This window comes from Methylomonas stagni (assembly GCF_050154735.1).
Lineage (GTDB): Bacteria > Pseudomonadota > Gammaproteobacteria > Methylococcales > Methylomonadaceae > Methylomonas > Methylomonas koyamae_A.
In genome coordinates this window covers 553,266-578,136 of record NZ_CP189557.1, presented here as the reverse complement: position 1 = coordinate 578,136, position 24,871 = coordinate 553,266, and the positions used below count along the sequence as shown (strand labels likewise).

At 57.7% G+C, this 24,871-nt stretch carries 23 protein-coding genes; 14 read left to right on the top strand and 9 right to left on the bottom strand.

Annotation, left to right across the window (positions count from 1 at the left end):
- The first annotated feature begins 39 nt into the window (after window positions 1-39).
- From ACP4CD_RS02650 to ACP4CD_RS02635, 4 genes are all read left to right on the top strand, one after another.
- A complete protein-coding gene (locus tag ACP4CD_RS02650; protein WP_064027913.1) occupies window positions 40-867 on the top strand; it encodes an AlbA family DNA-binding domain-containing protein in 828 nt (275 codons plus the stop codon).
- Window positions 868-978: 111 nt separating this feature from the next.
- Window positions 979-2,295 carry an amino-acid N-acetyltransferase gene (gene argA, locus ACP4CD_RS02645; protein WP_426993352.1) on the top strand — a complete coding sequence of 439 codons (1,317 nt, stop codon included), beginning with the start codon at window positions 979-981 and terminating at the stop codon, window positions 2,293-2,295.
- Between the two features lie 37 nt (window positions 2,296-2,332).
- Window positions 2,333-2,785, top strand: a complete 453-nt coding sequence (locus ACP4CD_RS02640; RefSeq protein WP_426993350.1) for a GDP-mannose mannosyl hydrolase — start codon at window positions 2,333-2,335, stop codon at window positions 2,783-2,785.
- The gene (locus tag ACP4CD_RS02635) at window positions 2,786-3,571 is read left to right on the top strand and encodes a metallophosphoesterase (protein ID WP_426993349.1); all 786 of its coding nucleotides are present in this window, start codon (window positions 2,786-2,788) and stop codon (window positions 3,569-3,571) included.
- On the opposite strand, the gene ACP4CD_RS02630 is transcribed toward ACP4CD_RS02635, so the two are convergent.
- Complete coding sequence (locus tag ACP4CD_RS02630) at window positions 3,568-4,095, bottom strand: RNA pyrophosphohydrolase (RefSeq protein WP_064027864.1); 528 nt, start codon at window positions 4,093-4,095, stop codon at window positions 3,568-3,570. The two genes, ACP4CD_RS02635 and ACP4CD_RS02630, sit on opposite strands and share 4 nt — an antisense overlap.
- 152 nt (window positions 4,096-4,247) lie before the next feature.
- Between ACP4CD_RS02630 and ACP4CD_RS02625 the strand changes: the two genes are divergently transcribed.
- A complete protein-coding gene (locus ACP4CD_RS02625; protein ID WP_071158046.1) occupies window positions 4,248-4,901 on the top strand; it encodes an HAD family hydrolase in 654 nt (217 codons plus the stop codon).
- 50 nt (window positions 4,902-4,951) lie between these two features.
- Here ACP4CD_RS02625 and ACP4CD_RS02620 read toward each other — a convergent pair whose 3' ends face one another.
- Window positions 4,952-5,182 (bottom strand): sulfurtransferase TusA family protein, encoded by a 231-nt coding sequence (locus tag ACP4CD_RS02620; RefSeq protein ID WP_426993347.1) that lies wholly within the window; start codon window positions 5,180-5,182, stop codon window positions 4,952-4,954.
- Between the two features lie 73 nt (window positions 5,183-5,255).
- On the opposite strand from ACP4CD_RS02620, the gene cysG reads away from it, so the two are divergent.
- Both cysG and ACP4CD_RS02610 read left to right on the top strand, forming a co-directional pair.
- Window positions 5,256-6,647: a siroheme synthase CysG gene (cysG, locus tag ACP4CD_RS02615; RefSeq protein WP_426993345.1), complete on the top strand. Its 1,392-nt coding sequence runs from the start codon at window positions 5,256-5,258 to the stop codon at window positions 6,645-6,647.
- Window positions 6,648-6,834: 187 nt separating this feature from the next.
- Entirely contained in the window at window positions 6,835-7,170 is a 336-nt protein-coding gene (locus ACP4CD_RS02610; RefSeq protein ID WP_064027872.1) for a c-type cytochrome, read from the top strand.
- A gap of 94 nt (window positions 7,171-7,264) precedes the next feature.
- On the opposite strand, the gene ACP4CD_RS02605 is transcribed toward ACP4CD_RS02610, so the two are convergent.
- The 5 genes from ACP4CD_RS02605 to ACP4CD_RS02585 all read right to left on the bottom strand — a co-directional run bounded on the left by ACP4CD_RS02605 (window position 7,265) and on the right by ACP4CD_RS02585 (window position 11,242).
- Complete coding sequence (locus ACP4CD_RS02605) at window positions 7,265-7,894, bottom strand: hypothetical protein (protein WP_426993344.1); 630 nt, start codon at window positions 7,892-7,894, stop codon at window positions 7,265-7,267.
- Between the two features lie 116 nt (window positions 7,895-8,010).
- Window positions 8,011-9,222, bottom strand: coding sequence for an argininosuccinate synthase (locus tag ACP4CD_RS02600; protein ID WP_426993343.1), 1,212 nt, complete (start codon window positions 9,220-9,222; stop codon window positions 8,011-8,013).
- Window positions 9,223-9,258: 36 nt separating this feature from the next.
- Window positions 9,259-10,548 (bottom strand): lipid IV(A) 3-deoxy-D-manno-octulosonic acid transferase, encoded by a 1,290-nt coding sequence (gene waaA / locus ACP4CD_RS02595; protein WP_426993342.1) that lies wholly within the window; start codon window positions 10,546-10,548, stop codon window positions 9,259-9,261.
- A gap of 2 nt (window positions 10,549-10,550) precedes the next feature.
- Complete coding sequence (locus ACP4CD_RS02590) at window positions 10,551-10,847, bottom strand: hypothetical protein (protein WP_426993340.1); 297 nt, start codon at window positions 10,845-10,847, stop codon at window positions 10,551-10,553.
- A complete protein-coding gene (locus tag ACP4CD_RS02585) occupies window positions 10,844-11,242 on the bottom strand; it encodes a Dabb family protein (RefSeq protein ID WP_426993338.1) in 399 nt (132 codons plus the stop codon). The genes ACP4CD_RS02590 and ACP4CD_RS02585 overlap by 4 nt, the downstream gene beginning before the upstream one ends.
- A 389-nt stretch (window positions 11,243-11,631) precedes the next feature.
- On the opposite strand from ACP4CD_RS02585, the gene ACP4CD_RS02580 reads away from it, so the two are divergent.
- Window positions 11,632-13,266: a methyl-accepting chemotaxis protein gene (locus ACP4CD_RS02580; RefSeq protein WP_426994651.1), complete on the top strand. Its 1,635-nt coding sequence runs from the start codon at window positions 11,632-11,634 to the stop codon at window positions 13,264-13,266.
- Between the two features lie 33 nt (window positions 13,267-13,299).
- Here ACP4CD_RS02580 and ACP4CD_RS02575 read toward each other — a convergent pair whose 3' ends face one another.
- Window positions 13,300-13,866: a thioredoxin family protein gene (locus ACP4CD_RS02575; protein WP_426993337.1), complete on the bottom strand. Its 567-nt coding sequence runs from the start codon at window positions 13,864-13,866 to the stop codon at window positions 13,300-13,302.
- A gap of 83 nt (window positions 13,867-13,949) precedes the next feature.
- Here ACP4CD_RS02575 and ACP4CD_RS02570 point away from each other — a divergent pair, with 83 nt between their 5' ends.
- The 4 genes from ACP4CD_RS02570 to ACP4CD_RS02555 are packed head-to-tail and all read left to right on the top strand — an operon-like array spanning window position 13,950 to window position 22,177.
- The gene (locus ACP4CD_RS02570) at window positions 13,950-18,959 is read left to right on the top strand and encodes an AAA family ATPase (protein WP_426993336.1); all 5,010 of its coding nucleotides are present in this window, start codon (window positions 13,950-13,952) and stop codon (window positions 18,957-18,959) included.
- On the top strand, window positions 18,950-19,054 hold the full coding sequence (locus ACP4CD_RS02565; protein WP_426993334.1) for a hypothetical protein: 105 nt from the start codon (window positions 18,950-18,952) through the stop codon (window positions 19,052-19,054). Before ACP4CD_RS02570 ends, ACP4CD_RS02565 begins: the two co-directional genes overlap by 10 nt.
- Before the next feature lie 13 nt (window positions 19,055-19,067).
- A complete protein-coding gene (locus tag ACP4CD_RS02560; protein WP_064027889.1) occupies window positions 19,068-19,769 on the top strand; it encodes a response regulator in 702 nt (233 codons plus the stop codon).
- Between the two features lie 20 nt (window positions 19,770-19,789).
- Window positions 19,790-22,177 (top strand): sensor domain-containing protein, encoded by a 2,388-nt coding sequence (locus tag ACP4CD_RS02555; RefSeq protein WP_426993332.1) that lies wholly within the window; start codon window positions 19,790-19,792, stop codon window positions 22,175-22,177.
- 92 nt (window positions 22,178-22,269) lie between these two features.
- Here the strand turns inward: ACP4CD_RS02555 and ACP4CD_RS02550 are convergent, their stop codons facing one another.
- Complete coding sequence (locus ACP4CD_RS02550; RefSeq protein WP_064027893.1) at window positions 22,270-23,031, bottom strand: hypothetical protein; 762 nt, start codon at window positions 23,029-23,031, stop codon at window positions 22,270-22,272.
- A gap of 225 nt (window positions 23,032-23,256) precedes the next feature.
- Between ACP4CD_RS02550 and ACP4CD_RS02545 the strand changes: the two genes are divergently transcribed.
- Window positions 23,257-23,772 carry an RNA polymerase sigma factor gene (locus ACP4CD_RS02545; RefSeq protein WP_064027895.1) on the top strand — a complete coding sequence of 172 codons (516 nt, stop codon included), beginning with the start codon at window positions 23,257-23,259 and terminating at the stop codon, window positions 23,770-23,772.
- The gene (locus ACP4CD_RS02540; protein WP_426993329.1) at window positions 23,769-24,812 is read left to right on the top strand and encodes a FecR family protein; all 1,044 of its coding nucleotides are present in this window, start codon (window positions 23,769-23,771) and stop codon (window positions 24,810-24,812) included. The genes ACP4CD_RS02545 and ACP4CD_RS02540 overlap by 4 nt, the downstream gene beginning before the upstream one ends.
- Window positions 24,813-24,871: the final 59 nt, after the last annotated feature.

Here is a 24,871-nt window from a genome sequence, read left to right as displayed (position 1 = left end):
CCGGCGCCTGCCGGCATCAGCCACTGTCCCGACGCTCCCGTGAAACGCTTCCTGCTCCAACTTCTGTATATCTGGAAACAAAAACTGAAAATCTATTTCCTGGCCGGCTGGATCGGCGCGGGCATGGGCATCTTTTTGTTGGCGCCCAGTTACGATTACATCAGTTCGCGAGAGCGTAACGCCGATCCGCTGTCGTCGATCGAATTCGTGCTGGGCCAGTTCGGCGAAGTGATGACCGGCCAGATCAATCAGAACAACCTGATACTGTTCTACGCCGAAATCGGCGCGATCCTGGGGCTGTTGTCGCTGGGCTTCTATCAAATGCTACATAGACGGCTGGTGGACCTGGACGCATTGAAAGCCGAGCTAGAGAAGGATTTGCCGACCATCATCCGCCAGGGCGAAGGGCCGTTGCTGGAGTTTAAGTCTTCGCTGCGCTGGGACTTGCAGGAACAGCGGGTCAATAAAGCGTTGGAAGGCGTGATTCTGAAAACCCTGGCGGGTTTCTTCAACAGCGCGGTCGGCGGTACCTTGCTGATCGGCGTGGCCGACAATGGCGAGATTCTCGGTTTGGCCGAGGACTTCCAGACCTTGAAAAAGCCGGATCAAGACGGATTCGAGCAAACCCTGATGACGGCGGTCTCGACCAATCTGGGCGCCGACCTGTGTCCGTTGATCCATGTGCTGTTTCATAAACTGGCCGACCGCGACGTGTGCCGGGTCATCGTCTCGCCGGCCAGCCGCCCGGTGTTTTTAACCCAAGCCGGTACGCCGAAATTGTTCGTCCGCACCGGCGGCGCCACCCGCGACCTTAACATACAGGAAGCCTTGGAATACGTTGCCGGACGCTGGAAAAGTCAGCGCTGACACTGTGTCGAATCGCGGCTAAAGCCGCTCCCACAAAGCTAAAACCGCCGCGCGCCATTTCCGCGCCGGCCGAGTTACACTATCCGGCCAAATACGTTCTAAGATCCAGCCATGCCACAACCGCCCTCTTTCGTTTCCTGGTTCCGCCAATCGTCGCCCTACATTCACGCCCACCGGCGCCGCACCTTCGTGATTTTCTTCGGCGGCAATGCGGTCGGCGAACCGGAATTCGACAATCTGATCCACGATTTTGCCTTGCTGCGCAGCTTGGGCGTGCGGCTGGTGTTGGTGCACGGCATCCGCCAGCAGATCGACGAACGGCTGGCCGAACGCGGCGATACGCCGAAGTTTCATCACCATCTGCGCATCACCGACGCGACCACCTTGCAGTACGTCAAGCAAGCCGCCGGGTTGGTGCGGGTCGAAATCGAAGCCTTGCTGTCGATGGGCGTGTCCGGCTCGCCGATGGCCGGCGCCAAGATTCGGGTCGCGTCGGGCAACTTCGTCACCGCTCGTCCGCTCGGGGTGTTGGACGGCATCGATTATTGCTATACCGGCAAGGTGCGGCGCATCGACAGCGAGGCGATTCACCAGCAGCTCGATCAACACAATGTCGTGCTGATTTCGCCGATCGGTTATTCACCCAGCGGCGAGGTGTTCAATTTATCCGCCGAGGAGGTAGCCACCGAGGTCGCCATCGCCTTGCAAGCCGATAAATTGATTCTGTTGACCGAACAAGACTGTTTGTCGCCGGACGAACAACGGCCGCTGCCGCAACTGACGACGGCGCAGGCCGAGGAATTATTGGAAACCACGCCGGATTTCCCGCCGCCGCTAACCCGCTCTCTACGCGCGGCGGTGCAAAGCTGCCGGCAAGGCGTGCAGCGGGCGCATTTGATCAACCGCCACGTCGATGGCGCCTTGCTGCTGGAGTTGTTTACCCGCGACGGCGTCGGCACCCTGGTCAGTTCGACCGCTTTCGAAACCATTCGGCCGGCGGCGCTGGACGACATTGCCGGCATCATGGAACTGATCAAACCGTTGGAAGCGGAAGGCGTGCTGGTCAAGCGCTCCAGGGAGAAACTGGAAATGCAGATCGGCGATTACGTCGTCATCGAGCGCGACCGCCTGATCATCGGTTGCACCGCCTTCCACGCGATGGAAGACGGCAACAGCGCCGAAATCGCCTGTCTGGCGGTACACCCGGACTATCGGCGCGGCGCGCGCGGCAACAGCCTACTGGAGTATTTGTTCGCCAAGGCCAAGACCGAAGCCGTCAAACGCTTATTCGTGCGCAGTACCCAAACCGTGCATTGGTTCGTCGAACGCGGCTTTCACCCCTGCGAACTCGGCGATCTGCCGGAAACGATGCGCGACGGCTACAACTACCAGCGCAATTCCAAGTTGCTGGTCAAGGACATCGTATAATCGGACCTTTATCCGGATTAAGATTTAGGGAAATGGCATGCTGGACAAACAAGCGTTTTTGAATGTCGTCGATCTGACACCGTTGGTCTCGATCGATTTGGTGATCCGTTCGGAAACGAACGCGATCTTGATGGGCGAACGTCTGAACGAGCCGGCGGCCGGCTATTGGTTCGTGCCCGGCGGCCGGATTTTCAAAAACGAAACCTTGGAACAGGCCTTCCGACGAATTACGCGGGCCGAACTCGGTATCGAGCTGGAGATTGAGCAAGGTCAATTGCTCGGCGGCTTCACGCATCTGTACGACACCAATTTCGCCAAGGCCCCCGGCATCGGCACGCATTACGTGGTGTTGGCCTACCAATTGCGGCTGCCGCTATCGCTGGCACAACTGCCTAACGCGCAACACTCGGGCTACCGCTGGCTGGGCGAACACGACGACTTGAGGCGGGTTCACGCCAACAGCCTGGCCTATTTCCCTTACTTGCGCTAAATGAGCACCGCCAAAGTCCTGCAACTGACCGACCTGCATCTGCGCGCCGCGGCCGGTGGGACGATGGTGGGCGTCGATACCGAATTTTATTTCCGGGAAACCTTGAATCGGGCCCTGATCGCGCACGGGCCGTTCGACTTGATCCTGCTGACCGGCGATCTGACCCAAGACCCTTGCCCCGACAGTTACCGGCGCCTGGCCGGCATCCTCGCCGCCAGCGACACGCCTTGCCTGTGCCTGCCCGGCAACCACGACGATCCGAATTTGATGCGGCTATGGCTGGCGGGCGGCAGTGTCGATTGCGGGAGGAGGATAGCCTTGCCGGGCTGGCAGATCGTCGCGCTGAATAGTCGAAAACCCGACAGTCCGGCCGGCTTTCTGAGTGAATCGGAACTGGCTGAAGCCGCCGAGCTGTTGACGGCCAATCCGGAACCGGCGTTATTGGCGGTCCACCACCACACATTGCCCTGCGGCAGTCCCTGGATGGACCGAATGAAAATCGAGAACGGCGACGCGTTAATCGAATTGACCGCCGGCTTCCGACAAATCAAGGCGGTGACCTGCGGTCACGTACACCAGCTATTCGAAGCGGATCGCGCGGGGGTGAGATGGTTGGGGATGCCGGCGACTTGTTTTCAATTCAAACCAGGCGCCGATAAGTTGGAACTAGACCCGCTGCCGCCGGGTTATCGGGTGTTCGAGCTGAGCGACAACGGCGAATTTTGGTCAGATTGCCATCGGCTAGACATCGAGCAACCGGAACTGGAATTGCAGGCCGATTATTAGCCTGCCAGCAAACGGCCGGATAAATAGCCTTCGGCATTGATGCCGACATCGTTGGCCACCAGCAACGCGCCCAACTCGTCCAAGGCCCGCCGATAGACTCGGCGCTTGAAATACACCACATCCTTCATCGGGTACCAATACTCGACCCATTTCCAGTTATCGAATTCTTGCTTGTGGCCGCAATCGAAACGCACCAAGGACTCGTCGCTCATCAATTTCAGGATGAACCAAATCTGCTTTTGGCCTATGCACAACGGTGTCGAGTTTTTGCGGACATAGCGATCCGGCAGCCTGTAACGCAACCAGTAGCGGGTTCGCCCCAACAAATGCACATGTTCGGCGCGCAAGCCGGTTTCCTCCCACAACTCCCGATACATCGCGGTTTCCGGATCTTCGTTGCCGTCGATGCCTCCTTGCGGAAACTGCCAGGAATTGGCTCCCTTGCGCTTAGCCCAGAACACGCGACCCTCGTCATTGCAAAGGATAATCCCGACATTCGGCCGGTATCCTTTCGAGTCTATCATGTCAAAAAACCTGTATGATTTGCCGCCCGGTTACCGATGGTGAAATGCTAAAATCGGCAACCAGCGATCATGAATTAATGTCGCAATTGTTCCATAAATAGGCAGCCGACGCTACCGGCGGCCGTTTTTTTCTTTATCAAGACGGGAAGGCCGTGAGCTTAGCGATATTCGATCTGGACAACACGCTGATCGCCGACGACAGCGATTTCTTGTGGGGACAATTTTTGGTGGACGCCGGCATCGTCGACAAGGACCACTACGAACAAGCCAACCAGAAATTCTACGAAGACTACCAGCACGGCACCCTGGACATCGTCGAGTTTTTGCATTTCTCGCTGGCGCCGCTGGCCTGCCACGAACCGGCCCAGCTCTACCGCTGGCGGGAAGAATTCGTCGAAACGCTGATCAAGCCGATTATGTTGGATGCCGCCCACGCCCTGGTGGAACGGCACCGCGCCGCAGGCGATACCTTGCTGGTAATTACCGCGACCAACCGCTTCGTGACCGAGCCTATCGTCAAGCTCTACGGTATCGACAATCTTTTGGCGACGACGCCGGAAATGAAGGACGGCCGCTATACCGGCCGCTTTAACGGTACGCCGTGTTTCCAGCAAGGCAAGGTCACGTTATTACAACAATGGCTGGCCGAATCCGGCGAATCGATGCTCGGCAGCCACTTTTACAGCGACTCCCACAACGATTTACCGCTGTTGAATCTGGTGGAGCGGCCGGTGGCGGTCGATCCCGACCCCAAGTTGCGGCTGACCGCCGAGCAAGCCCATTGGCCCATCATCAGCTTGCGCTAGGCGGCACGCGCGGAACCGCGCCGAACCGACAGCGTAATATTGAATCGCTGTTATTTTTTCTGTATAAAGAACACCTGTTTATCAACATCCTTGATGATTTTCAGCGGGATATGCCCGGCTTGATCGATATACACGCCGAAATCCAGATGAGCAGCCGGATCGGTAGCAATCACCTTGACGACCGCGCCACTGTCGATTTCCATAATCGCTTTCTTCAGCCTCAACAGCGGTAACGGGCATTGCAATCCGCTGGCATCGACTTCCAGATCAAATTTAATCATAACTCACGCGACTCGCTCGCCGTTTAATTAATAATTACCATAATATCCCACACCACACCGCGAAAATCGAGCCATGGAGTACTTCCCGCTATTTTTAAACCTGAAGAATCAACCTTGTCTGGTGGTCGGCGCCGGCAGCGTCGCGGCCCGAAAAATCGAGCTGCTGCACAAGGCTGGCGCTCGAATCACGGTGGTTGCCGTCGAAATTAGCGCGGATGTCATTGGCATCGGTGATCTCGAATTGCACCAAAAGCCCTTTGCCGCCGCCGACGTGGACGGCGCGCGTCTGGTGATTTCGGCAACCAACGACCGCAGGACCAACGAAGTGGTCGCCAAGGCAGCCAACGCACGCGGAATTCCGGTCAACGTGGTCGACAATCCGGATTTGTGCAGCTTCATTTTCCCGGCTATCGTCGACCGCTCGCCGCTAACGATAGCGATCTCGTCCGGCGGCGTTTCGCCGGTGTTGGCGCGCTTGCTGCGCGCCAAGGTCGAAACCGCCATTCCCGCTGCCTACGGCCGACTGGCGACCTTCGCCGAACGTTTTCGACAAACGGTCAAACAACATTTGCCGGACACCAACCGCCGTCGGATATTTTGGGAAAGTGTCTTGCAAGGCCCCATCGCCGAATTAGTGTTTGCCGACCGGATCGACGAAGCCGAATCCCGCCTCAACGAAAGCTTGGCCGCCGATTCTACCCAGTCTCCGCGCGGCGAAGTCTATTTGATCGGCGCCGGCCCCGGCGACCCGGACTTATTGACCTTCCGCGCTCTGCGGTTGATGCAACAGGCCGACGTGGTCGTTTACGACCGACTGGTCTCGGCCGAGATTCTGGAAATGGCCCGCCGCGACGCCGACAAAATCTATGTCGGCAAACAGCGTAACAATCACAGTTTGCCACAGGAAGACATCAACGCCTTGCTCGCGCAACTGGCGTTACAAGGCAAGCGGGTGGCCCGCTTGAAAGGCGGCGATCCGTTTATCTTCGGACGCGGCGGCGAGGAGATCGAAACCCTGATGCAACAAGGCATCCAGTTCCAAGTGGTTCCGGGTATCACAGCCGCCGCTGGCTGTGCCAGTTATGCAGGCATTCCGCTGACCCACCGCGATCACGCCCAGTCGTGCACCTTCGTCACCGGCCACCTTAAGGACGGTAACATCAATCTGAACTGGCGCCAGCTTGCCACACCAAATCAAACCATCGTCATCTACATGGGCTTGGTTGGCCTGGATGTGATTTGCCGTTCGCTGATAGAACACGGCTGCCCGCCGGATCATCCGATCGCCATCGTCCAACAAGGCACCACCCGTCATCAACGGGTATTGACCGGCACGTTGAGCGATATGCCCGCGCGAGTAGAAGCCGCCGAATTCAAAGCTCCGACGCTGATTATCGTCGGCAGCGTCGTCACATTGCGGGAAAAATTGCAATGGTTCCACCCCGCAGCGACGCGGGATGCGTGAAAAAATCCCGAATTCAGCGGAAATTAAGTTTTCGTTGGAAGAATCGCCGCGCAAGCCGACTCGGAGCGGCTTTCGCGGTGAAAATTGATTGAATTTTCCGGCGAAACTCCCTATCCTTTACCGGCTTGATTTCCCAGGAGCTGTATTGCCAATGCAGTTCTTTTTTTAATCACAACGAGAGAACACAATGAAAAAATCATTCGTTTTTACCGTAGGTGCGGCATTAATCGCTCTGAGCGGTCAAGTAGCGGCTAACGAACAAGAAGAAATCGGTGCAAAAATCTACGAGCGCGCTTTTGGCCGTGGTTGCGGCGCTTGCCACGACATCTCATCCAACCCACAACTGAAAGAACTGATCAAAGCCGGCAAACTGCCTAAAGATCAATTCACGAAAGTGGTAAAAGAAGGCAAAAACGGCATGCCCAAAGCAACTGCGGCGATTATGGAAGTTGGCCCAGTCAAAAAAGCAGGTTACACCGAAGATCAAGCCATCGACGCGATCTACGCCTATCTGAGCAAATAAGCTCAAGCTCCAAGGCGAAAAAAGCCGCCTCTCCGTTAGGAAGGCGGCTTTTTTGTGTGCCGAGTTTATTGCCTAGTCAGTTTTAGGCTCGCGTTCAGTCCCGACTCAAATAATGACGAGCACTCTGCCGATACGACGGCAAACGCCGACGGCCGCGTAACCAAACGCCAGCCACCGCCGCGATCATCAAGCCACAGGATACGAAGGTCAGATAGACCAAATCCTTGATGTCTTCCAGCTCTTGAACCAATACCTGATTGACGACAAGCGCTTCGCCGGGCTTGGCCGACGCAGCGTCGCCCGCGCCGGAATACGAGGCCAGAATTTTTACGTCACCCTTCAGATCGCGTATCGTATCCAAGGAATCGGCAACGCTCCCGCGCTTGATGTTATCTTCCAACGAGCGCAGTTTGCTCTCGATCGAACCGCTGACCAAGCCGAAAAGCTGGCCTTTCAACGCGCTGATTTCGGCCGATAAAGCCGGGTTTTGGGTGGCATAGGCCATCGACACGGCTTGGTTTTTCTGAATTTCGTTCAGCAGATTTTGTCTGGGCAACAAAACAAAACCCAATAAAAAAACCGCTGCCGTCAATGCCGTCACCAGCATTAACAGAAAGCGGTTTGCCTTGATTAGCGCCTGATCCCGGTGAGCACCAGGCAAGTAGACAATAGCGTGCTTGTCGGTATTGGCATCATCCGGATTAATCTCAGGCATATCGCTCATTATTGTTCTAGTGTGCTAATCGGGAAGCTTAGTACCGACCGGGCAAACTTCGCCGTCAGCCTATCCCGACATTATACAAGCTTCGCTAAAAATGTCCTGCATTAAACCGGTTGCACTCAACGCGCCTTTTTCGCCGCGATTCGCATCCGCAATGCATTCAACTTGATAAAGCCTTCGGCGTCTTTTTGGTTGTAAGCGCCGCCGTCTTCTTCGAAGGTGGCAATGTTTTCGTCGAACAGACTGTCGGTGTCCGACGCACGGCCGACCACGATGACGTTACCTTTATAGAGCTTCACGCGTACCTTGCCGTTGACGCGGACTTGCGAGGTGTCGATCATCGTTTGCAGCATCGCCCGCTCGGGACTCCACCAATAGCCGTTGTAAATCAACGACGCATATCGCGGCATCAGTTCGTCCTTTAAATGCGCCACTTCCCGGTCCAAGGTCAGCGACTCGATCGCCCGGTGGGCTTTTAACATCACGGTGCCGGCCGGGGTCTCGTAACAGCCGCGCGATTTCATGCCGACGTAACGGTTCTCGACGATGTCCAAGCGGCCTATGCCATTGGCGCCGGCGATTTGATTCAATTTTTCCATCACCTGATGCGGGGTGTGCGGAACGTCGTCGATGGCCACGATATCGCCCTGTTTATAGGTTAGCTCGACATACGTCGCCTGATCCGGGGCACTTTCCGGCGACACGGTCCAGCGCCACATATCTTCTTCCGGCTCGGTCCACGGATTTTCCAGAATGCGGCCTTCGTAGGAAATATGCAGCGAGTTGGCATCCATCGAGTAAGGCGAGGTTTTACCCTTTTTCATTTCAACAGAGATCCCGTGGCTCTCGGCATAGGCCAACAGTTTTTGACGGGAGTTCAAATCCCATTCCCGCCACGGCGCGATGATTTTGATGTCCGGGCGCAGTGCGTACGCACCCAATTCGAAACGAACCTGATCGTTGCCCTTGCCGGTCGCGCCGTGAGAAATCGTATCCGCGCCGGTTTCGTTGGCGATTTCGATCAAACGCTTGGCAATCAGCGGCCGGGCAATCGAGGTGCCGAGCAAATACTCGCCCTCGTAAATCGTGTTGGCGCGGAACATTGGGAATACGAAGTCACGGGCGAATTCCTCGCGCAAATCGTCGATGTAGATTTCCTTAATGCCGGCCGCTTGCGCTTTCGCCCGCGCCGGCTCCAACTCCTCGCCTTGGCCGATGTCGGCGGTGAACGTGACGACCTCGCATTGATAAACGTCTTGCAACCATCTCAGGATGACCGAGGTATCCAAGCCGCCCGAATAGGCCAACACCACTTTTTTAACTTCCGACATTGCGTTCTTACCTGTGCCCATTGAAAAATGGCCGGATTATACCAAAAATCGGCCGGCCGCCGATTCGGCCAGACCGGCGACCAACAACTCGACCAGCCGTTCGGTCGCACCCTGATTGGCTTGCACGAAGTCTCGAGCCCGCTGAGCCATCGCGCGACCGGAAGCTGTGTCGCGAGATAAGGCCAACACCGCAGCCCCAAGCGCCTCGGCGTCGGCGCATTGGCGTGCGGCGCCTACCGCCAACATTCGCTCGGCGATTTCCTGGAAATTGAACATCCACGGGCCGAACAGCACCGGCGTGCCGATCGCGGCGGGCTCCAACACGTTATGACCGCCAACCTCGACCAGACTGCCGCCGACGAAGGCCGCATCGGCGGCCGCGTACAATAATTTCAATTCGCCCATGCTATCGCCGATGTAAACGTCGGTTTCGGTCCGGCACGCCAGTCCGGAACTGCGCATCAAGACCCGCAGGCCTTGCGTTTCGCACAGTTTTTGGACCAAGCCGAAGCGTTCCGGGTGGCGCGGCACGATCGTTAACAATAGCGCCGGCATTGCCGCTTTCAGGCGCCGATACTGCGCCAACAGCAGTTCTTCCTCGCCGGTATGCGTGCTGGCGGCTATCCAGATCCACCGTCCGGCGAATGCCGACGCTTTCAAGGCGTTACCCGCCGCCAGGGTGCTAGGGTCGACGGCCACATCGAATTTCACGTTGCCGACCACCCGAACTTGGCTTGATCGGGCTCCGATTTCTATGAAGCGTTCGCCATCCTCGGCGGTTTGCACCGCGATCGTATCGATACAGGCCAACACCGGCCGAATCAGGCTGGGAATTTTCAGATAGGCGCGCGCCGACCGCGCCGACAAGCGGGCATTGACGACAAACAACGGTACCTCGCGAGCACGACACTCGGCAAACAGATTGGGCCATAGCTCCTTCTCCATGAATACCGCCAGACTCGGCCGGAACCGCTGGAAGAACCGCGCGACGACCCAGGGTAAGTCGTAGGGCAAATACACGTGCTCGACGCGATCGCCCAATACGGCGACCACCCGAGCTGAACCGGTCGGCGTCGTCGTCGTCACCAAAATCGGCAGTTGGGGAAACTGGCTCAACAAACGCTGGATCAGCGGAAACGCCGCTTCGGCCTCGCCGACCGAGACGGCATGAAACCAGATTCCGCCGCCACGGACCGGTCCACGATAAATTCCCAAGCGTTCCCGCCAGCGCAGCCGATAAGCGGGCGCCTTGATTCCCCGCCAATACAGGCGCAGCAAAATCGCCGGCAACAATAAACCGAATAAACACGTATAGATACGACGCATATTTAGGACTGGGGTTGGCTAAGGGTTGCCACGAAAGTCACCGGAGCAGTCACACAATCCGATGTCGGAACGCGGTCAATCGCGGCTAAAGCCGCTCCCACGCCACTGACTTTCATTTGCCGGGGCGATGCAGCGGTTTCATGATCGTCAGGTAAACCACTCGTTTCCCGACTTTTGCGGCGAGGTGCGGTCCAGTTCGCCGAGAAGTTGCGCGGGCTTGCGCCGAACACGCGCGACGCAAGCCGTCGCCGAATCGGCGTGAGCGGCAAAGCGAGGGTTAACTCGTCGGCCAGCGTCATTCGGCAAACTCGTACACCTTGTATTTGTCGACCAAGGGGCGCAATTGCTGTTGCGCGACAGCCTGGTAGTCAGGGTTTTTCAAGAAGGCTTCCAATGCATTGGGATCGGCGAAAGTCGCCGAAACCGCCACGTCGTACCCCTTATCCAGCGCGGTGCTGGCCCGCTCGCGGCGAACTTCCAGCGGCGTTCCTAGCCGATAACTCAGTACGCCGGGGAGATTCTCCAATGGCCGGCTCAGCTCGATATATTGACGGCGCGCCGCCGGATCGCCCGCCTGCTTCAACCACACCAGCGCGACGTGATGAACCGAACCGCCGCTCGGGGCAATTGGGTCCGGCGTCAACACGTGACAAGCACCGAGCACCAGCGGCAATAAGCAATACACTCTAGTCATCGATTTCTCAAAGTTCGGGGCGATCCGCCCAAGGTTTGTCATAACCTGCGGTCTTGAACACCGTTGTTTTAACAATCGCCGAAAAATATCGGGCAAGCGCGCGGACGGCGACGTAAGGCCTCTGCCGCAACGCATAGCGCGCTACTACATTGACTTGAAATCCCCGTCGCAACGAAATCGGTACGGTCGTCTGGATCTACCCGACGATGGTAGCGGGCCGAACACCGTAGCGTCAAGCCATGCCGCCCCGGCCTCGCCAACGGCCCGCTCAAACGTGACACGGAGCGCCGACGCATCCAGTTTGCGCGAGTTTTCCGCTGTATCGGCGCCCGAGAATTTTTCCGGCACCCGACGACAAGTCTCGAACGAGGGTTATACTAACTCGCGGCATAAGCACCGCTTGCTCGCCGCTTCCACCATTAAAAATAACGATCAGGGATAACGATGAAAAAAATCTTCCGATTACCCAACGAGAGATCGAGTACAGCACCCAAATCACCATCACCTCGGCCACCGACACCGCCGGCCGGATCGGTTACATCAACCACGATTTTATTAAAATCAGCGGCTTTAGCGGTAGCGAACTACTCGGGGAAAGCCACAACATCGTCCGCCACCCCGACATGCCGCCGGCGGCGTTCGCCGATTTATGGCAAACCATCAAAAGCGGTAAGCCGTGGATGGGCATCGTCAAGAATCGCTGTAAAAACGGCGACCACTACTGGGTAGACGCCTTCGTGACGCCGCGTTTCGACCAAGGTAAGATCATCGGCTACGAATCGGTGCGCGTTAAACCCGATCCCTCGACCGTAGCCCGCGCCAGGGAAATCTACGAAAAAATGAATGCCGGCAAGACCGGTTCGGCCGGCCTTGGCCGACTCACTCTGACAGCGAAGCTGACGATGAGCTACGGCCTGCCCCAGACCGCGCTAGCCGGCATCCTGTACCTTAACGGCCTGGTTAGCCCCGGCGTCGCGGCCGGTCTGGCGGCATCCGCGCTGGCCGTCGGCTACGCCGCCGCCGCTTTGCTTTTGCAACCGTTGAGCGCCGCCGCCGCCGAAGCGCGCAAAGTCATCGACAACCCGCTAACCCAACGCATCTACACCGCCGACGATGGTGAAATCGGTCAACTGCTGTTAGCGATCAAATTGCTGAAAGCCAAATCCCGAACCATCATCCGCCGTTTGATTCAAGCCACGGAACCCTTGGCCGGCAAGGCCGATTCCACCCATCGCGCGGTTAGGCAAGTCAGCACCGCGATGGACCAGCAACTGCGGGAAATCGAACAAATTGCCTCGGCGATCCATCAAATGAGTGCCACGGTTAGCGAAGTAGCCCGTAGCGCCGCCAATGCCGCCGATGCCGCCAACAATGTCAGCCAAAAATCCCAGGCTTCGGTTGCGCGGGTCAACGACACGATAGGCATGATGGAAAGTCTGGCCGGCGCGGTCAATCAAGCCGAAGCGGTGATTCAGGTGCTCTCGACCCATAGCCAGAATATCGGCGGCGTGCTGGACGTGATTCAAGGCATCGCCGAACAAACCAATTTGTTGGCGCTGAACGCCGCGATCGAAGCCGCCCGAGCCGGCGATCAGGGCCGCGGTTTCGCGGTGGTCGCCGACGAAGTACGCACCTTGGCCGGCCGCACTCAAAAATCGACCGAACAAATTCATCGAATGATCAACGATCTGCGCGGCGGCACCGAAAACGCCGTCGCCGAAATGGCCAGGGTTCGAGAAATGGCGGCCGCCGGCTCCGAGCATGGCAAAAACTCCACTAGCCTGCTCCACGAAACGCTGCAATCGGTCGGCTACATCAACGAAATGATCGTGCAGATCGCCAGCGCGGCCGAGCAACAGCACGTGGTCTCCGAGGGCATCGCTCGAACCGTCGAAGCCATCGGCAATTTGTCTCGGCAAACCAGCGAACATGCGACTCAAGCCAGCGAAGCGGCCGGTAGCGTTTCGGAATCCAGCCGCGAACTGGATTTGATGGTCGAACAATTCGACGACCAGCAACACTAAGCCAGCCGCGCTTGCCGGATGAAAATCTCGCGTTCAGTGGTCCTGCTTCCATTTGATGTTGCAGCCGACACTGGGAATTTGCCGGGCCTCGACCGGAAGGCCATTCAACATCGCGTCCAGCGCGGCCCGCAAATCCGCGCCGGTCACCGGCTCACCGTTTTTCGGCGTCGCCGCGTCCAGCCGGCCGCGATAAACGCAGGCCAAATCAGCGTCGAACAGATAAATGTCCGGCGTGCAAGCCGCTTGATATGCCTTGGCGACTTGCTGGGTCTCGTCGTACAAATAGGCCGCGAACGGGTAGCCCCAGGCCGCCATCAGCTCGCGCATCTTGTCGGGCGCATCGTCCGGATAGGCGACAACGTCGTTGGAACTGATCGCCAGCGTCGCGACGCCCCGGCTCGCGTAGTCGCCGGCAATCGCGATCAATTGGGCTTTGACGTACAGCACGTAGGGGCAATGATTGCAGATAAACAGAATCAACGTGCCTTGCTTACCGCGCAGGTCTTGCAAGCGATACGTCTTGCCGGTCACGGTATCCGGCAATTCGAAATCGGGCGCTATCGTGCCCAGCGGCATCATCGTGGATTGGGTGGTGGCCATCGCATGTCCTCTCGGTTACAAAATCCGAGACATTATAAGTTAAGCGCCGCGACTCGCTGCCGAAACGGATGATCGGATAGGCCATGAACGCCCACTCGAACCACCTTCCGCAACCGGACGCCTACGTACTGACAGAGAAACTCGGCGAAAGCTTGCAAGCTTCGGTCTACAAGGGTTACCACAAACACGTGCCCGAGTATCCGCTGGTCATCAAGTACCTGAAGTTGCTGTCGAGTTGGGAAGATCAATCCCGGCATTTGCGGCAAAAAATCGAACGTCTGAAGGTGTTGCACGACCCGCGCGTCAGCACGCCGCTGGCGCTGGAATCCGACGAGGGCGAACAATTCATCGTCCAACCGTGGTTCGCCGGCCAAACCTTGAGCGACTGGGTGCAATCTCAAGGATCGCCGGGTCTCGACAGTTTTTTCGCGCTGGCCTGTCCGCTCGCCGACATCCTGCAAACCGTTCACGACTGCGGCATTACTCACGGCGGCGTCAAGCCGCACAACATTCTGGTGCATGCGGGTACGCTGGGCTTGCGGCTGACCGATTTCATCACGCCGCTGGATATCCGCGATGTCAGTCATTTCATCTACGATCCGCAATTCGTTCGCCATACCTTGGCCTACACGTCGCCGGAACAAACCGGCCGCATCAACTACCGGGTCGATTTCGCCACCGATTTGTATTCGCTGGGGATCGTATTCTACGAATTGCTCGGCGGCCGGCCGCCGTTCGTCTCCGAAGACCCGTTGGAACTGATCCATTCCCATCTGGCGGAGGAAGCCGAGTATCTGCACGAACTCGACCCGAGCATACCGGAAACGCTGAGCGAGATCGTCGCCAAACTGACGGTCAAGCAACCGGAAAAACGTTACCAAAGCGCCGCCGGACTGCTGGCGGACCTCAGGCGTTGTCAGAGCGAATACGGCCGGGACGGCGCGGTGTCTAATTTCGCGATCGGCCGCCACGACCGTAGCCGCCGGGTGATATTCATCTCGAAAATGGTCGGACGGCAAACCGAATCCGAAACCATTCAACGCGAATACGACGAGGTGATGCGCGGTCGGTTTCGATCGGTACTGATTTCCGGCCTGTCGGGTATCGGCAAAACCCGGCTGATTCAGGAACTGCAAAAACCCTTGGTAAAGAATCGCGGCTACTTCACGTCCGGAAAGTTCGATCAATACCAGAAAAACATTCCCTACAGTTCGCTGATCCAGGCCTTGCGCAACCTGATCCGCACCTTCCTGACCGAGAGCGACGCTCAGGTACGACAGTGGCGGGCCAGGATTTTAGAAGCGGTCGAACACCAAGGCGGCGTCATCGCCGAGGTGGTGCCGGAACTGAACTTCATCATCGGAGCGCAACCCGAGCCGCCGGCGTTACCGCCGGTCGAGGCGCGCCAACGCTTTAACAATCTGTTCGACCGATTTTTAGCCTGTCTGGCCAGCGAGGACAATCCGCTGGTGCTTTTCATTGACGACCTGCAATGGTGCGACAGCGCGACTTTCGATTTTTTACAAAACCTGTTTGCCAACCATCGCGATCACCCATTTCTATTGTTGCTCGGCGCCTATCGGCACAACGAAGTCGACGCCGGCCACCCATTGACGAAATTGATCCGCCGGGTCGGCGAAGCCGAAGGCCCGCTGACCGAAATTCGCCTCGGCGCGTTGAGCGAGCCGGACTGCCACGATATGGTGGCCTACATTCTGGATTCGTCTCTGGAAGCCACCGCCCTTCTCGCTCGATTCATCGCCGGACTGACCGAGGGCAACCCGCTGTTCGTCAGTGAAAGTCTGGCCTGGCTATACAATGAAGGCCTACTCGGCATCGACGCCGATCGGCATTGGCTGTGGGACATGCAACGCATCCGCGACACGCGGATGCCCGCCAACGTGGTCGAGCTATTCAGCGCCAAGGTCCGCAAGCTGCCCGAGCGGACCTTGCGTATCCTCGATTATTGCGCCTGCCTGGGAAATCGTTTCAGTGCCGACGAAATCGCCAAGGTATTGGAATTGCGCATCGAACCCTTGTTCGAGGACCTGAAGCCGGTACTGAGTCTTGGATTAATGCTGGAAAACAAATCCGATCTGCAATTCGTCCACGACCGGGTACAAGAAGCGGTACTGCGTCAGGTCGATCCGGCCGCGCGCCGGGCGATACATTGGCGCATCGGTCAGCGCCTGCTCGGTACAACCCCGGTCGGCACCGGACTGGCGCACATGGATCATTTGTTCACCATCGCCGCACACTTAAACCAGGGCAAACCCAGTTCGCCCGACGACCGCACCCGCTATTGGCTGGCGGAAATCAATTTTCACGCCGGCAATAAAGCGCTGGATGCGCTGGCTGGCGAAGCCGCCAACGAGTTCTTCGAAATGGCCCATCGTTATTTGCCGGGCGACTGCTGGACGCAGACCTACGAGTTGACCTTCCGAATTTACCAACGGCTGGCCAAAACCGACTTGATGCGGGGTCGTTACGATAGTTCGGAAGCCTTGCTCAACCAATTGATCGAACACGCGGTCAGCGATTTGGATAAGGCGGAAGCCCTGGCCGAACAGACTACCTCGCTATCCTCGTTCGGCAATTTTCAACAGGCGATTGCGACCGCCAACCGCGGCCTGGCGTATTTCGGCAAATCGCTGCCCGCCGATGCCGAGGACGCTCGCCGGCAAATGGAAAGTTTGACGGCCGACATCGAAGCTCAAGGCGACGTCTGGAGCAAAATCGCCGCGATGCCGTTTACCCGGGAGCGCCGCAATAAAATCGAACTGGCCTTTTACGCCGAATTGATTCCGGATTTGTATATGTGCGGACTGGTGCCGCAACTCTACCTATCGGCCGCGCTCTCCACCCAGCATTGTTTGGGCGGCGGTATGGACGAGTCGGTGATCTACTCGTTTTCGATCATGGGATTGAATCTGGGCGAGCAAGGTCGCTTCGAGCAAGCCTTCCGTTACGAAGATCTGGCGCGCGACCTGTGCGCCAAATATCCGAACACCTTCGGCGCCACCCGCGGCATGAACGGCATCGTCTGGTGCAATATGCACAGCCGTTCGCACCCGGCCGACATCGTCGAGTACGCTCATCAAGCCATACAATGCGGTCGCAATTGCGGAGACTTGTACAACGCCGGGCTATCCTACGGTCCGCTGATGTGGAACTTGCAGGCCCAAGGCAAGAATCTGCGCTGGATAGAGGAAGCCGCCGAGGAATGCCTGCAATTCTCCCGCAAGAATCAACTGGCGTTCTCGGTCGGCTTGGCGGAAGCCGTTCTGGCGGGGTGGATCGCGCCGATGAAAGGCGGCAAGCCGATTGATATGACCGCCACGCTGGCGGATTGGAACACCCATCGTTACGTCGCGGCCTCCGGCAGCTATTATGCGTTGCTCGGCTTCGCCCGTTATTTTCTCGGGGATTATGCCGGCGCGGCACAAGCCTTGGACCAAGTGGAGCGCCACTTACACGGCTTGACCGATAACGTGCTGAAACGCTTGTGGTATGTCTACCGACTGTTGAACCGTTTACGGCAAGCCGACGCGCCGCCCTGGTCGGAACTGGAAACCGAAATCGCGCCGGTATTGGAACAGTTGGAAACTTGGGCCGGTCTGGGGCCGCTGTTGCAACCCTATCTGAGTTTTGCCAAGGCCGAAATTGCCCGGTTTCGCGGCGATGTCCGCGAGGCACGCAATCGGTATCTGGATGCCGCCGCCGACTGCTTCCGCCAGCAATACGGGCTGTTGGCCGGCCATGTCTACGAAGCATTGGCCGATTTGATCGCCGAACATGACTTGGGCGATGCCGAACTCTATTACGGCGAGGCTCGCCGTCACTACCGGCTGTGCCGGGCCGATCTTAAAAACCAACAACTACAGGAGCGGCACCGCTACGTTCCCCCGGAAACGGGCGCCAGGATTGTCAAATCCGAATCGCCGAATTCAAAACTCCCTAACCTGGATATCGGCTACTTGATGAAATCCGCGCTGGCGCTATCCGCCGAGATCGATTTACCGCTATTAATGCGCAAAATCATGACCGTCGTGCTCGAAAGCTCCGGCGCGCAGCACGGTTATCTGTTGATTCGCCAGCAGGACGAATGGGTAGTCGCCGCGGAGCAACATGTCGGTAAGAAGCGCGCGCCGCGCCAGGGGTACGCGCCCTTACACAAAGTGCGCGGCATCTGCCGGGCCGTCGTCAATTACGTGACTCGCACTCACGAAAAAGTCGTGTTGCGCGACGCCGGCAGCGAAGGCGAGTTTCAAACCGCGCCGGAGGTCGTCGCGCTGGGCTTGCGCTCCGTGTTGTGCTTGCCGGTCGTCAAACAAAACGAACTCGGCGCGGTGCTGTATCTGGAGAACCGCTTGGCCGACGGTGTGTTCACGTCGGAAAAAATCGCGATGACCGAATTACTGACCGCGCAAGCCGCCATCTCACTGGAAAACGCCCGACTGGTCGAGCAAACTCGCCATGCCTACCACCAATTGCAAGATAATCAGGACCATATGCTGCAAATGGAAAAACTGTCGGCGCTCGGCACCCTGGTCGGCGGCGTGGCCCACGAAATCAATAATCCGTTGATGGGCGTGATGAACTTCGTCGAATACGTGGCGGAACGTTGCGAAGACGCCAAGTCCCGCGAAGTGCTCGGGCAAGCTTTGCAACAAATTCAGCGGATCAAGGCCATCGTTTCCAACATGCTGATTTTCTTGCACAACCGTTCGGCGCAAACCGGGAGTTGCTCGCTTGCTGAAGTGTTGCAGCAAACGCTAATGCTGCTCGAAGGCGAACTGCGCAAATTCGCGATCGCGGTGCATGTCGACTCGCCGGCCGACCTTCCGCCGATCGCTTGCACCGCCGAAACGCTACAGCAAATTTTGGTGAATTTGTTGATCAATGCGCGCGACGCACTCGCCGGCAGCGAGCATCCGCGCATCGATATCCAAGCGCGTAGCGCGGAAAAGATGTTAGAGTTGACGATAACCGATAACGGCTCCGGTATCGCCGACGAAGTGCAAATCCGAATGTTCGACCCCTTTTTACGACCAAGCCGCCGGGCCAGGGCACCGGCCTCGGCTTGTCGGTAACGCGGCGGCTGATCCAGGACATCGGAGGCACTATCAGCGTCGAGAGCCGCTCTGGTGAAGGCTGTTGCATGCGGTTAAAATTTCCTCACTTTTAACGCGGGACTAGCGATGGTGAACAATATTTTAGTAATAGACGACGACCCTGCGGTACGGGGCGCCTTCAAATTGATCCTGGAAGACGAAGGCTACAACGTACGCGAGGCCGAATGCGGAGAAGACGGTATCGCGATGGCGCAAAGCCTGCGCCCGGACTTAATCTTTCTGGACTTGCGGATGCCCGGCATCGACGGCGTGGAAACGCTACGGCGCCTGAAGGGTATGGACGACAGTTTGAACGTCTATCTGGTGACCGCTTTCGCCACCGAATTCATGGATCAGCTCAAGGCCGCCCACGACGAGGGTCTGCAATTCGAATTGGCCAGCAAACCGCTGTCGGCCTCGCAAATCAAGAACATCGCCCAGGTGGTCCGGATCGCCAAGGATCACGAAGCCCGCCGAGCCAACCACCATAAGCTGGTATTGACGCTGTACGTCGTGTCGCTGAATGCGGAAACCCGCCGCTTGGTCGAACAAATCAGCGCGGTGCTGACCGGTATCTACGAACCCGGCCATTGGGTGTTCGATGTCGTCGAAGTGCTAGGAATGCCGGAAAAAGCGCTGGAACAGGAGGTCTTCGCGACGCCGATGCTGGTCCGCGATTTGCCGAAACCGGTGTTGAAGTTGCTCGGCGACCTGTCGCGCATGTCGTCGGTGATGGCCGCGATTACTACCCAGACTCAAAGTACCGGCGCGCAAACCGTCATCGTCTAAAACCGCTTTTACCGGACCCCATGCCGCAAACCCTTAGCCAGCTCAACCTGATCCTGGACACCATCACCGACGGCGTGCTGGTCGTCGATCCGTCGGGCAAGGTCATCTACGCCAATCAGGCCGCCGAATCATTATTGGAACGGGGCGAGTTGGCCGGCCAGATGCTGGCGATTCCGGTCGCCGACAGTCATTTACATTTTCAGGACATTAATTTGATTAGGCCCAGCGGCCTGGCTTGGGCGGAAATGCGCTCTACGCCGCTAACCTGGGAAGGCAAACCCGGCTTCGTCATCGGCTTGCGCGACATTACCGCTCGCAAACAAGCCGAAATTGCGCTGCAAGAGAGCGAGTTGCTGTTCCACACTTTGGCCAAGGTCGCGCCGGTCGGGATTTTCCGTACCGATCGGATCGGCGCCTTCGACTATGTGAATACTCGCTGGTGCGAAATTTCCGGCCTGTCCTTCAGCCATTCCCACGGCGACGCCTGGATCGACGGCCTACACGACGAAGACCGCGCCGAGGTCGCCGCCGCCTGGCGAGAATGCGTCAGCCTGGCCGAACCGTTCTACCGACAATTCCGCTTCCAACTCGGCGACGGCGAATCGCGTTGGGTGGTTTGCCGAGCCGAGCCGGAGCTTACCGATTCCGGCGACTTGTGCGGCTACGTCGGAACCGTCACCGATATTTCCGAAATCAAGGCTAACGAAGACCGGCTAAGCCAAGCCGCCGCCGTGTTCGAAAGTACTCGGGAAGGCGTGATGATTACCAACGCCGACAAGCAGATTCAGCTGGTCAACAAGGCTTTCAGCGACATTACCGGTTTCTCGCCGGAGCAGGTGATCGGCAAGACCCCGAAAATCATCGCCTCCGGCCACCACAACGTCGATTTTTATCGCGACATGTGGGCAACGCTGGCCAACACCGATCATTGGCAAGGCGAAATCTGGAATCGCCGTAAGAACGGCGAAGTGTTTCCCGAGTTGTTGAGCATCAGCGCGGTGCGCGACGGCCAAGGCGATGTCACCAATTACGTAGGCGTGTTCGCGGATATTTCCAAACTGAAAGCATCCGAAAAGGAACTGGAATTTCTGGCCCACCACGATCCGCTGACCCAACTGCCTAATAGGATGCTATTCCTATCCCGGTTGCGTCACAGTATCGACCAAACCCGCCGCCGGCGCGGCGTGATGGCGGTATTGATGCTGGATCTTGACCGCTTCAAGGACGTCAACGACAGTTTCGGCCACCTGGCGGGTGACGATCTGTTGCAGTTGGTCGCGCAAAGGCTCACCGCCCGTTTGCGCAACAGCGATACGATATGCCGGCTGGGCGGCGACGAGTTCGTCGTGTTGCTGGAGGAAATCCCGCAACCGGAAGCGGCCGCCCAAGTAGCCTCGCAAATTATCGCGGCGCTAAGCCAAATCTGGCGCCTGAGCAGCGGTCACGAAGTCAGAATCGGCGTCAGTGTCGGCATCGCCCTGTTTCCCGAACACGGTCAGACCCCGGACGAACTGATTCAACAGGCCGATACGGCTTTGTATCAAGCCAAAAACGACGGTCGCAACTGTTTCAAATATTTCTCGGAAGATCTGACCCGCGCGGCCCGCGAACGGATGGACCTGGAAATCCGCCTACGCCTCGCCATCGAGCGCCGCGAGTTGCGCGTGTATTTTCAACCGCAAATCGACATCGCCAGCGGCCATTTGGTCGGCGCGGAAGCCCTGCTGCGTTGGGAAACCGATACCGGAGAAATTATCTCACCGTCGCGTTTCATACCGATCGCCGAGGAAACCGGATTGATCGTGCCCATCGGCAACTGGGTGTTGCAAGAGGTTTGCCGACAAGGCCGGCGCTGGCTGAACCGGGGGCTGGCGCCGATAAAGTTGGCGGTGAATTTATCGTCTCAACAATTTCTGCATAGCGACATCGGCGAAGCGATAGGCAACATTCTGCGGGAGACCGGATTTCCGCCGGAACATCTGGAGTTGGAGCTGACCGAGAGCGTGCTGATGAAACGGGAGCGGGAAGCCATCGAGATCTTGCACCAGTTGCATGAACTAGGGCTGGGCTTGTCCATCGACGATTTCGGCACCGGCTATTCGTCGCTGGCCTATCTGAAACTGTTTCCGCTGGACGTCATTAAGATCGACAAGAGTTTTATCGAGGACATTCCGGACCACGCCGATGATATGGAAATTACCGCAACCATCATCGCGATGGCAAAGACGCTAAAAATGCGGGTCATCGCGGAAGGCGTCGAAACTGCGGAGCAATTGAATTTTTTGCGCAGCCGCGATTGCGATCAGTATCAGGGCTATCTGACCAGCCGACCGCTACCTATCGCCGAATTCGAAAAATTCAGACGCGACTATCGCCCCCGTCCGGTCGAGCCCACCTGTATCGATTAGAACCGCTATTCCCCGGTCCGACTTGCTTATATCTAACCGCAAAACCGCCGCGAGATCATCGGCGGCGGTTTTGCGGGACACTTAAATACAGCTTAAACGCGCCGACGCAGATACGTCGCAAGACCGGCGATGGCGCTGCCGAACATCCAAACCGCGCCGGGTACGGGTACCGGCGAAGTACCGCATTCCTCGTCGACGCTACTCACGCACACGTTCAACGAACCGGTATTGTCACCGAAAATATCGTCGTTCAGCCCAAATTGCACATAGGTCGCGCCAACCGGCAATTCGAAGCTGATGCCGTATACAAAGCCCTGACCGCTATCCAATTTAATCACGCTGCCCACGCTCAACAATTGCACGATATTGCCGCCGTCGTCGGTCAATGCACCGACCAGGGATTGCAAGAACAGACCGTAGGGCGCCGGATCGTCCGGATCCTGATTTTTCCCCCATTCGCTTTCGTAATAATAGCTAGGTAACACCTGGCCGCTGGAGCCCAACTCGTCGTCCTTGAATACGCTGCCTACATGGCCGTTATTATTAACGTTCGGCACATCGCCGAACGCGTTGGTTAGACCGTCAAGGTAGGTAATGTAAATTGAATCGCCCGCGCCGATGCCGATATCGGCCAGCTTCAACCGGGCCGGAGGCGTGTAATCCGGAATCGCATCGCTACCGTCCGCGCCGAGACCGTAAGCGTAATCGCCGTTCAAGCCGCCAAGTTCCCAATTCCAAGGACCGGCTGTGCCGGCAACGTTAACGATTTGATGTGCCGCATCCGCGGTCAGCGACATCAAGCCTAGCGTCGCCCCCAATATTGCTTTGTGTATTCCGCCAAACTTAAATTGCATAAAAATCTCCGAATATCCCATCAATGAAACCGTCCGCCACTGCGACCAAGTTTTGTTAAGCAGAAAATACGCCAACTATTTTTTGAAAATAATTTCAATACTTTAATATCCAAACCACATCGCCTTACCTGACACTGTAAAAACCGCCGACACTTTACGGCAACACTTGTGGTATCGTCGGCGCCCACTATCGACCAACGACCTTTCCCGCCACCGTACAGCCGCATGAGCCAATCCGCCAGTCTTCCGCTATTGTGGACCGAGGCCTTCGCGCTTGAACTTCAGACCTTTTTCACCAATCGCTTGAAATGTCCGGAGGCGGCAGCCGATCTGACGCACGAAACCTATTTGCGCCTGCACCAGAGCATGACTCGGGCACCGGCGGACAATGCCAGGGCGCTGGCATTTAGAATAGCCGTGAATCTGGCAATCGACTACCAGCGCCGGTTGAATGTTCGAAATCAGCATCTCGCCGACTCCGACAGCGATACCTATGCCGATACCGTAGCCGACCCGGCTGGTAACGAGCCTTCGAAGATCTTGATTTCGAGAGAACGTTACGCCGCGCTACAAGCCGCGCTGGCGGAGCTACCCGCCGATTGCCGCACCGCCTTTCTGTTAAACCGGGTCGAGGACTTAAGTTACCTGGAAATTGCTCAGCGGATGGGCATTTCGCGCAGCAAGGTCGGCCGCCTGCTGGAACAAGCCCTAGCCCACTGCACGCGGAAACTGGAACCATGACCACCGTACCGCAAGCCGCGCCTGGCCCCGATTCCGACGGTTTAACCGCCGCCAAGCAACAAGCCGTCCATTGGCTGATCCGCTTGAATGCCGGCGATTTGAGCGAGCAGGAAACACAGGCTTTCGCCGATTGGTTATCTCAGGATTACCGACACTCGGAAGCGCTCGCCGCCGTCGAACAAGTCTTTCAAGATATGACGACGGTAGCCACGCTGGAAACTCGCGCCGCACCGGCACTATCGATCCCCCGTGACGCCCCCGGCGCCGAGCTCGTCGCGCTTGGCCCGCGCCGGCTCGGCGGCTGGTCAAACACCATATTTGCGGTAAATCGTTTGGCGATCGCGGCGACCCTACTGCTGGCGGTATCGGCTGTCTCACCGCTAGGCAGCCGTTGGCTGGACAGCTGTCGTAGCGACTATCGCACCGCGACCGGCGAACAGCGCGAGATCGAACTGGTCGACGGCAGTCGACTGCTGATGAACACAGACACCGCTGTTTCGGTCGACGCCGACGCCACGGTCAGACGACTCAAACTGTATCGCGGTCAAGCCCGTTTCTGGGTTGCCGCCGATCGAAACCGGCCCTTCGAAGTGCAAGCCGGCGATCTTACCGTCCGCGCCTTAGGCACGATCTTCGAGGTCTACCTCAGCCAAAGCGGCGAGACGCGCATCCTCGTGCAGGAACACGCGGTGGCGGTGAGCGCTGGTGCCAGCGACCGCCGCGAAGTGGGCGAAGGCCAACAACTCGACTATCGGCCCGGCCAAGCGCTGGCCGCCGCTGAACCGGCCGATCTCGATCAAGCCACGGCCTGGCAGCAGGGGCAACTAACCATCAACGACCGGCCTTTAGCCGAGCTGATTGCGGATTTGGAACGCTACCGCTCCGGACGCATTCTGCTCGCCGGTGCCGACTTAGCAAAATTGCGCGTAACCGGCGTATTTCCGTTACGCGAGCCGGATCGGATTTTATCCGCCGTTCGCACCATTCTTCATTTACGGCAAACCGACTTGGGACCTTGGCTGACGATCCTGCACCGCTGATGGTTCCGCCGAAGTTTCAATGGTAGCGCGCAACCAGCCGCCATCGCCAAGCGTCGCTG

Bases quoted from the DNA above. Each gene is read 5' to 3' on its own strand.
- ACP4CD_RS02600 (WP_426993343.1), bottom strand. From the start codon at position 9,222: ATGTCGGAAGTTAAAAAAGTGGTGTTGGCCTATTCGGGCGGCTTGGAT.
- ACP4CD_RS02570 (WP_426993336.1), top strand. From the start codon at position 13,950: ATGAACGCCCACTCGAACCACCTTCCGCAACCGGACGCCTACGTACTG.
- ACP4CD_RS02560 (WP_064027889.1), top strand. From the start codon at position 19,068: ATGGTGAACAATATTTTAGTAATAGACGACGACCCTGCGGTACGGGGC.
- waaA (WP_426993342.1), bottom strand. From the start codon at position 10,548: ATGCGTCGTATCTATACGTGTTTATTCGGTTTATTGTTGCCGGCGATT.
- ACP4CD_RS02605 (WP_426993344.1), bottom strand. From the start codon at position 7,894: ATGAGCGATATGCCTGAGATTAATCCGGATGATGCCAATACCGACAAG.
- ACP4CD_RS02550 (WP_064027893.1), bottom strand. From the start codon at position 23,031: ATGCAATTTAAGTTTGGCGGAATACACAAAGCAATATTGGGGGCGACG.
- ACP4CD_RS02620 (WP_426993347.1), bottom strand. From the start codon at position 5,182: ATGATTAAATTTGATCTGGAAGTCGATGCCAGCGGATTGCAATGCCCG.
- ACP4CD_RS02545 (WP_064027895.1), top strand. From the start codon at position 23,257: ATGAGCCAATCCGCCAGTCTTCCGCTATTGTGGACCGAGGCCTTCGCG.
- ACP4CD_RS02585 (WP_426993338.1), bottom strand. From the start codon at position 11,242: ATGACTAGAGTGTATTGCTTATTGCCGCTGGTGCTCGGTGCTTGTCAC.
- ACP4CD_RS02640 (WP_426993350.1), top strand. From the start codon at position 2,333: ATGCTGGACAAACAAGCGTTTTTGAATGTCGTCGATCTGACACCGTTG.
- ACP4CD_RS02540 (WP_426993329.1), top strand. From the start codon at position 23,769: ATGACCACCGTACCGCAAGCCGCGCCTGGCCCCGATTCCGACGGTTTA.
- ACP4CD_RS02555 (WP_426993332.1), top strand. From the start codon at position 19,790: ATGCCGCAAACCCTTAGCCAGCTCAACCTGATCCTGGACACCATCACC.
- ACP4CD_RS02575 (WP_426993337.1), bottom strand. From the start codon at position 13,866: ATGGCCACCACCCAATCCACGATGATGCCGCTGGGCACGATAGCGCCC.
- ACP4CD_RS02630 (WP_064027864.1), bottom strand. From the start codon at position 4,095: ATGATAGACTCGAAAGGATACCGGCCGAATGTCGGGATTATCCTTTGC.
- ACP4CD_RS02610 (WP_064027872.1), top strand. From the start codon at position 6,835: ATGAAAAAATCATTCGTTTTTACCGTAGGTGCGGCATTAATCGCTCTG.
- ACP4CD_RS02635 (WP_426993349.1), top strand. From the start codon at position 2,786: ATGAGCACCGCCAAAGTCCTGCAACTGACCGACCTGCATCTGCGCGCC.
- cysG (WP_426993345.1), top strand. From the start codon at position 5,256: ATGGAGTACTTCCCGCTATTTTTAAACCTGAAGAATCAACCTTGTCTG.
- argA (WP_426993352.1), top strand. From the start codon at position 979: ATGCCACAACCGCCCTCTTTCGTTTCCTGGTTCCGCCAATCGTCGCCC.
- ACP4CD_RS02590 (WP_426993340.1), bottom strand. From the start codon at position 10,847: ATGACGCTGGCCGACGAGTTAACCCTCGCTTTGCCGCTCACGCCGATT.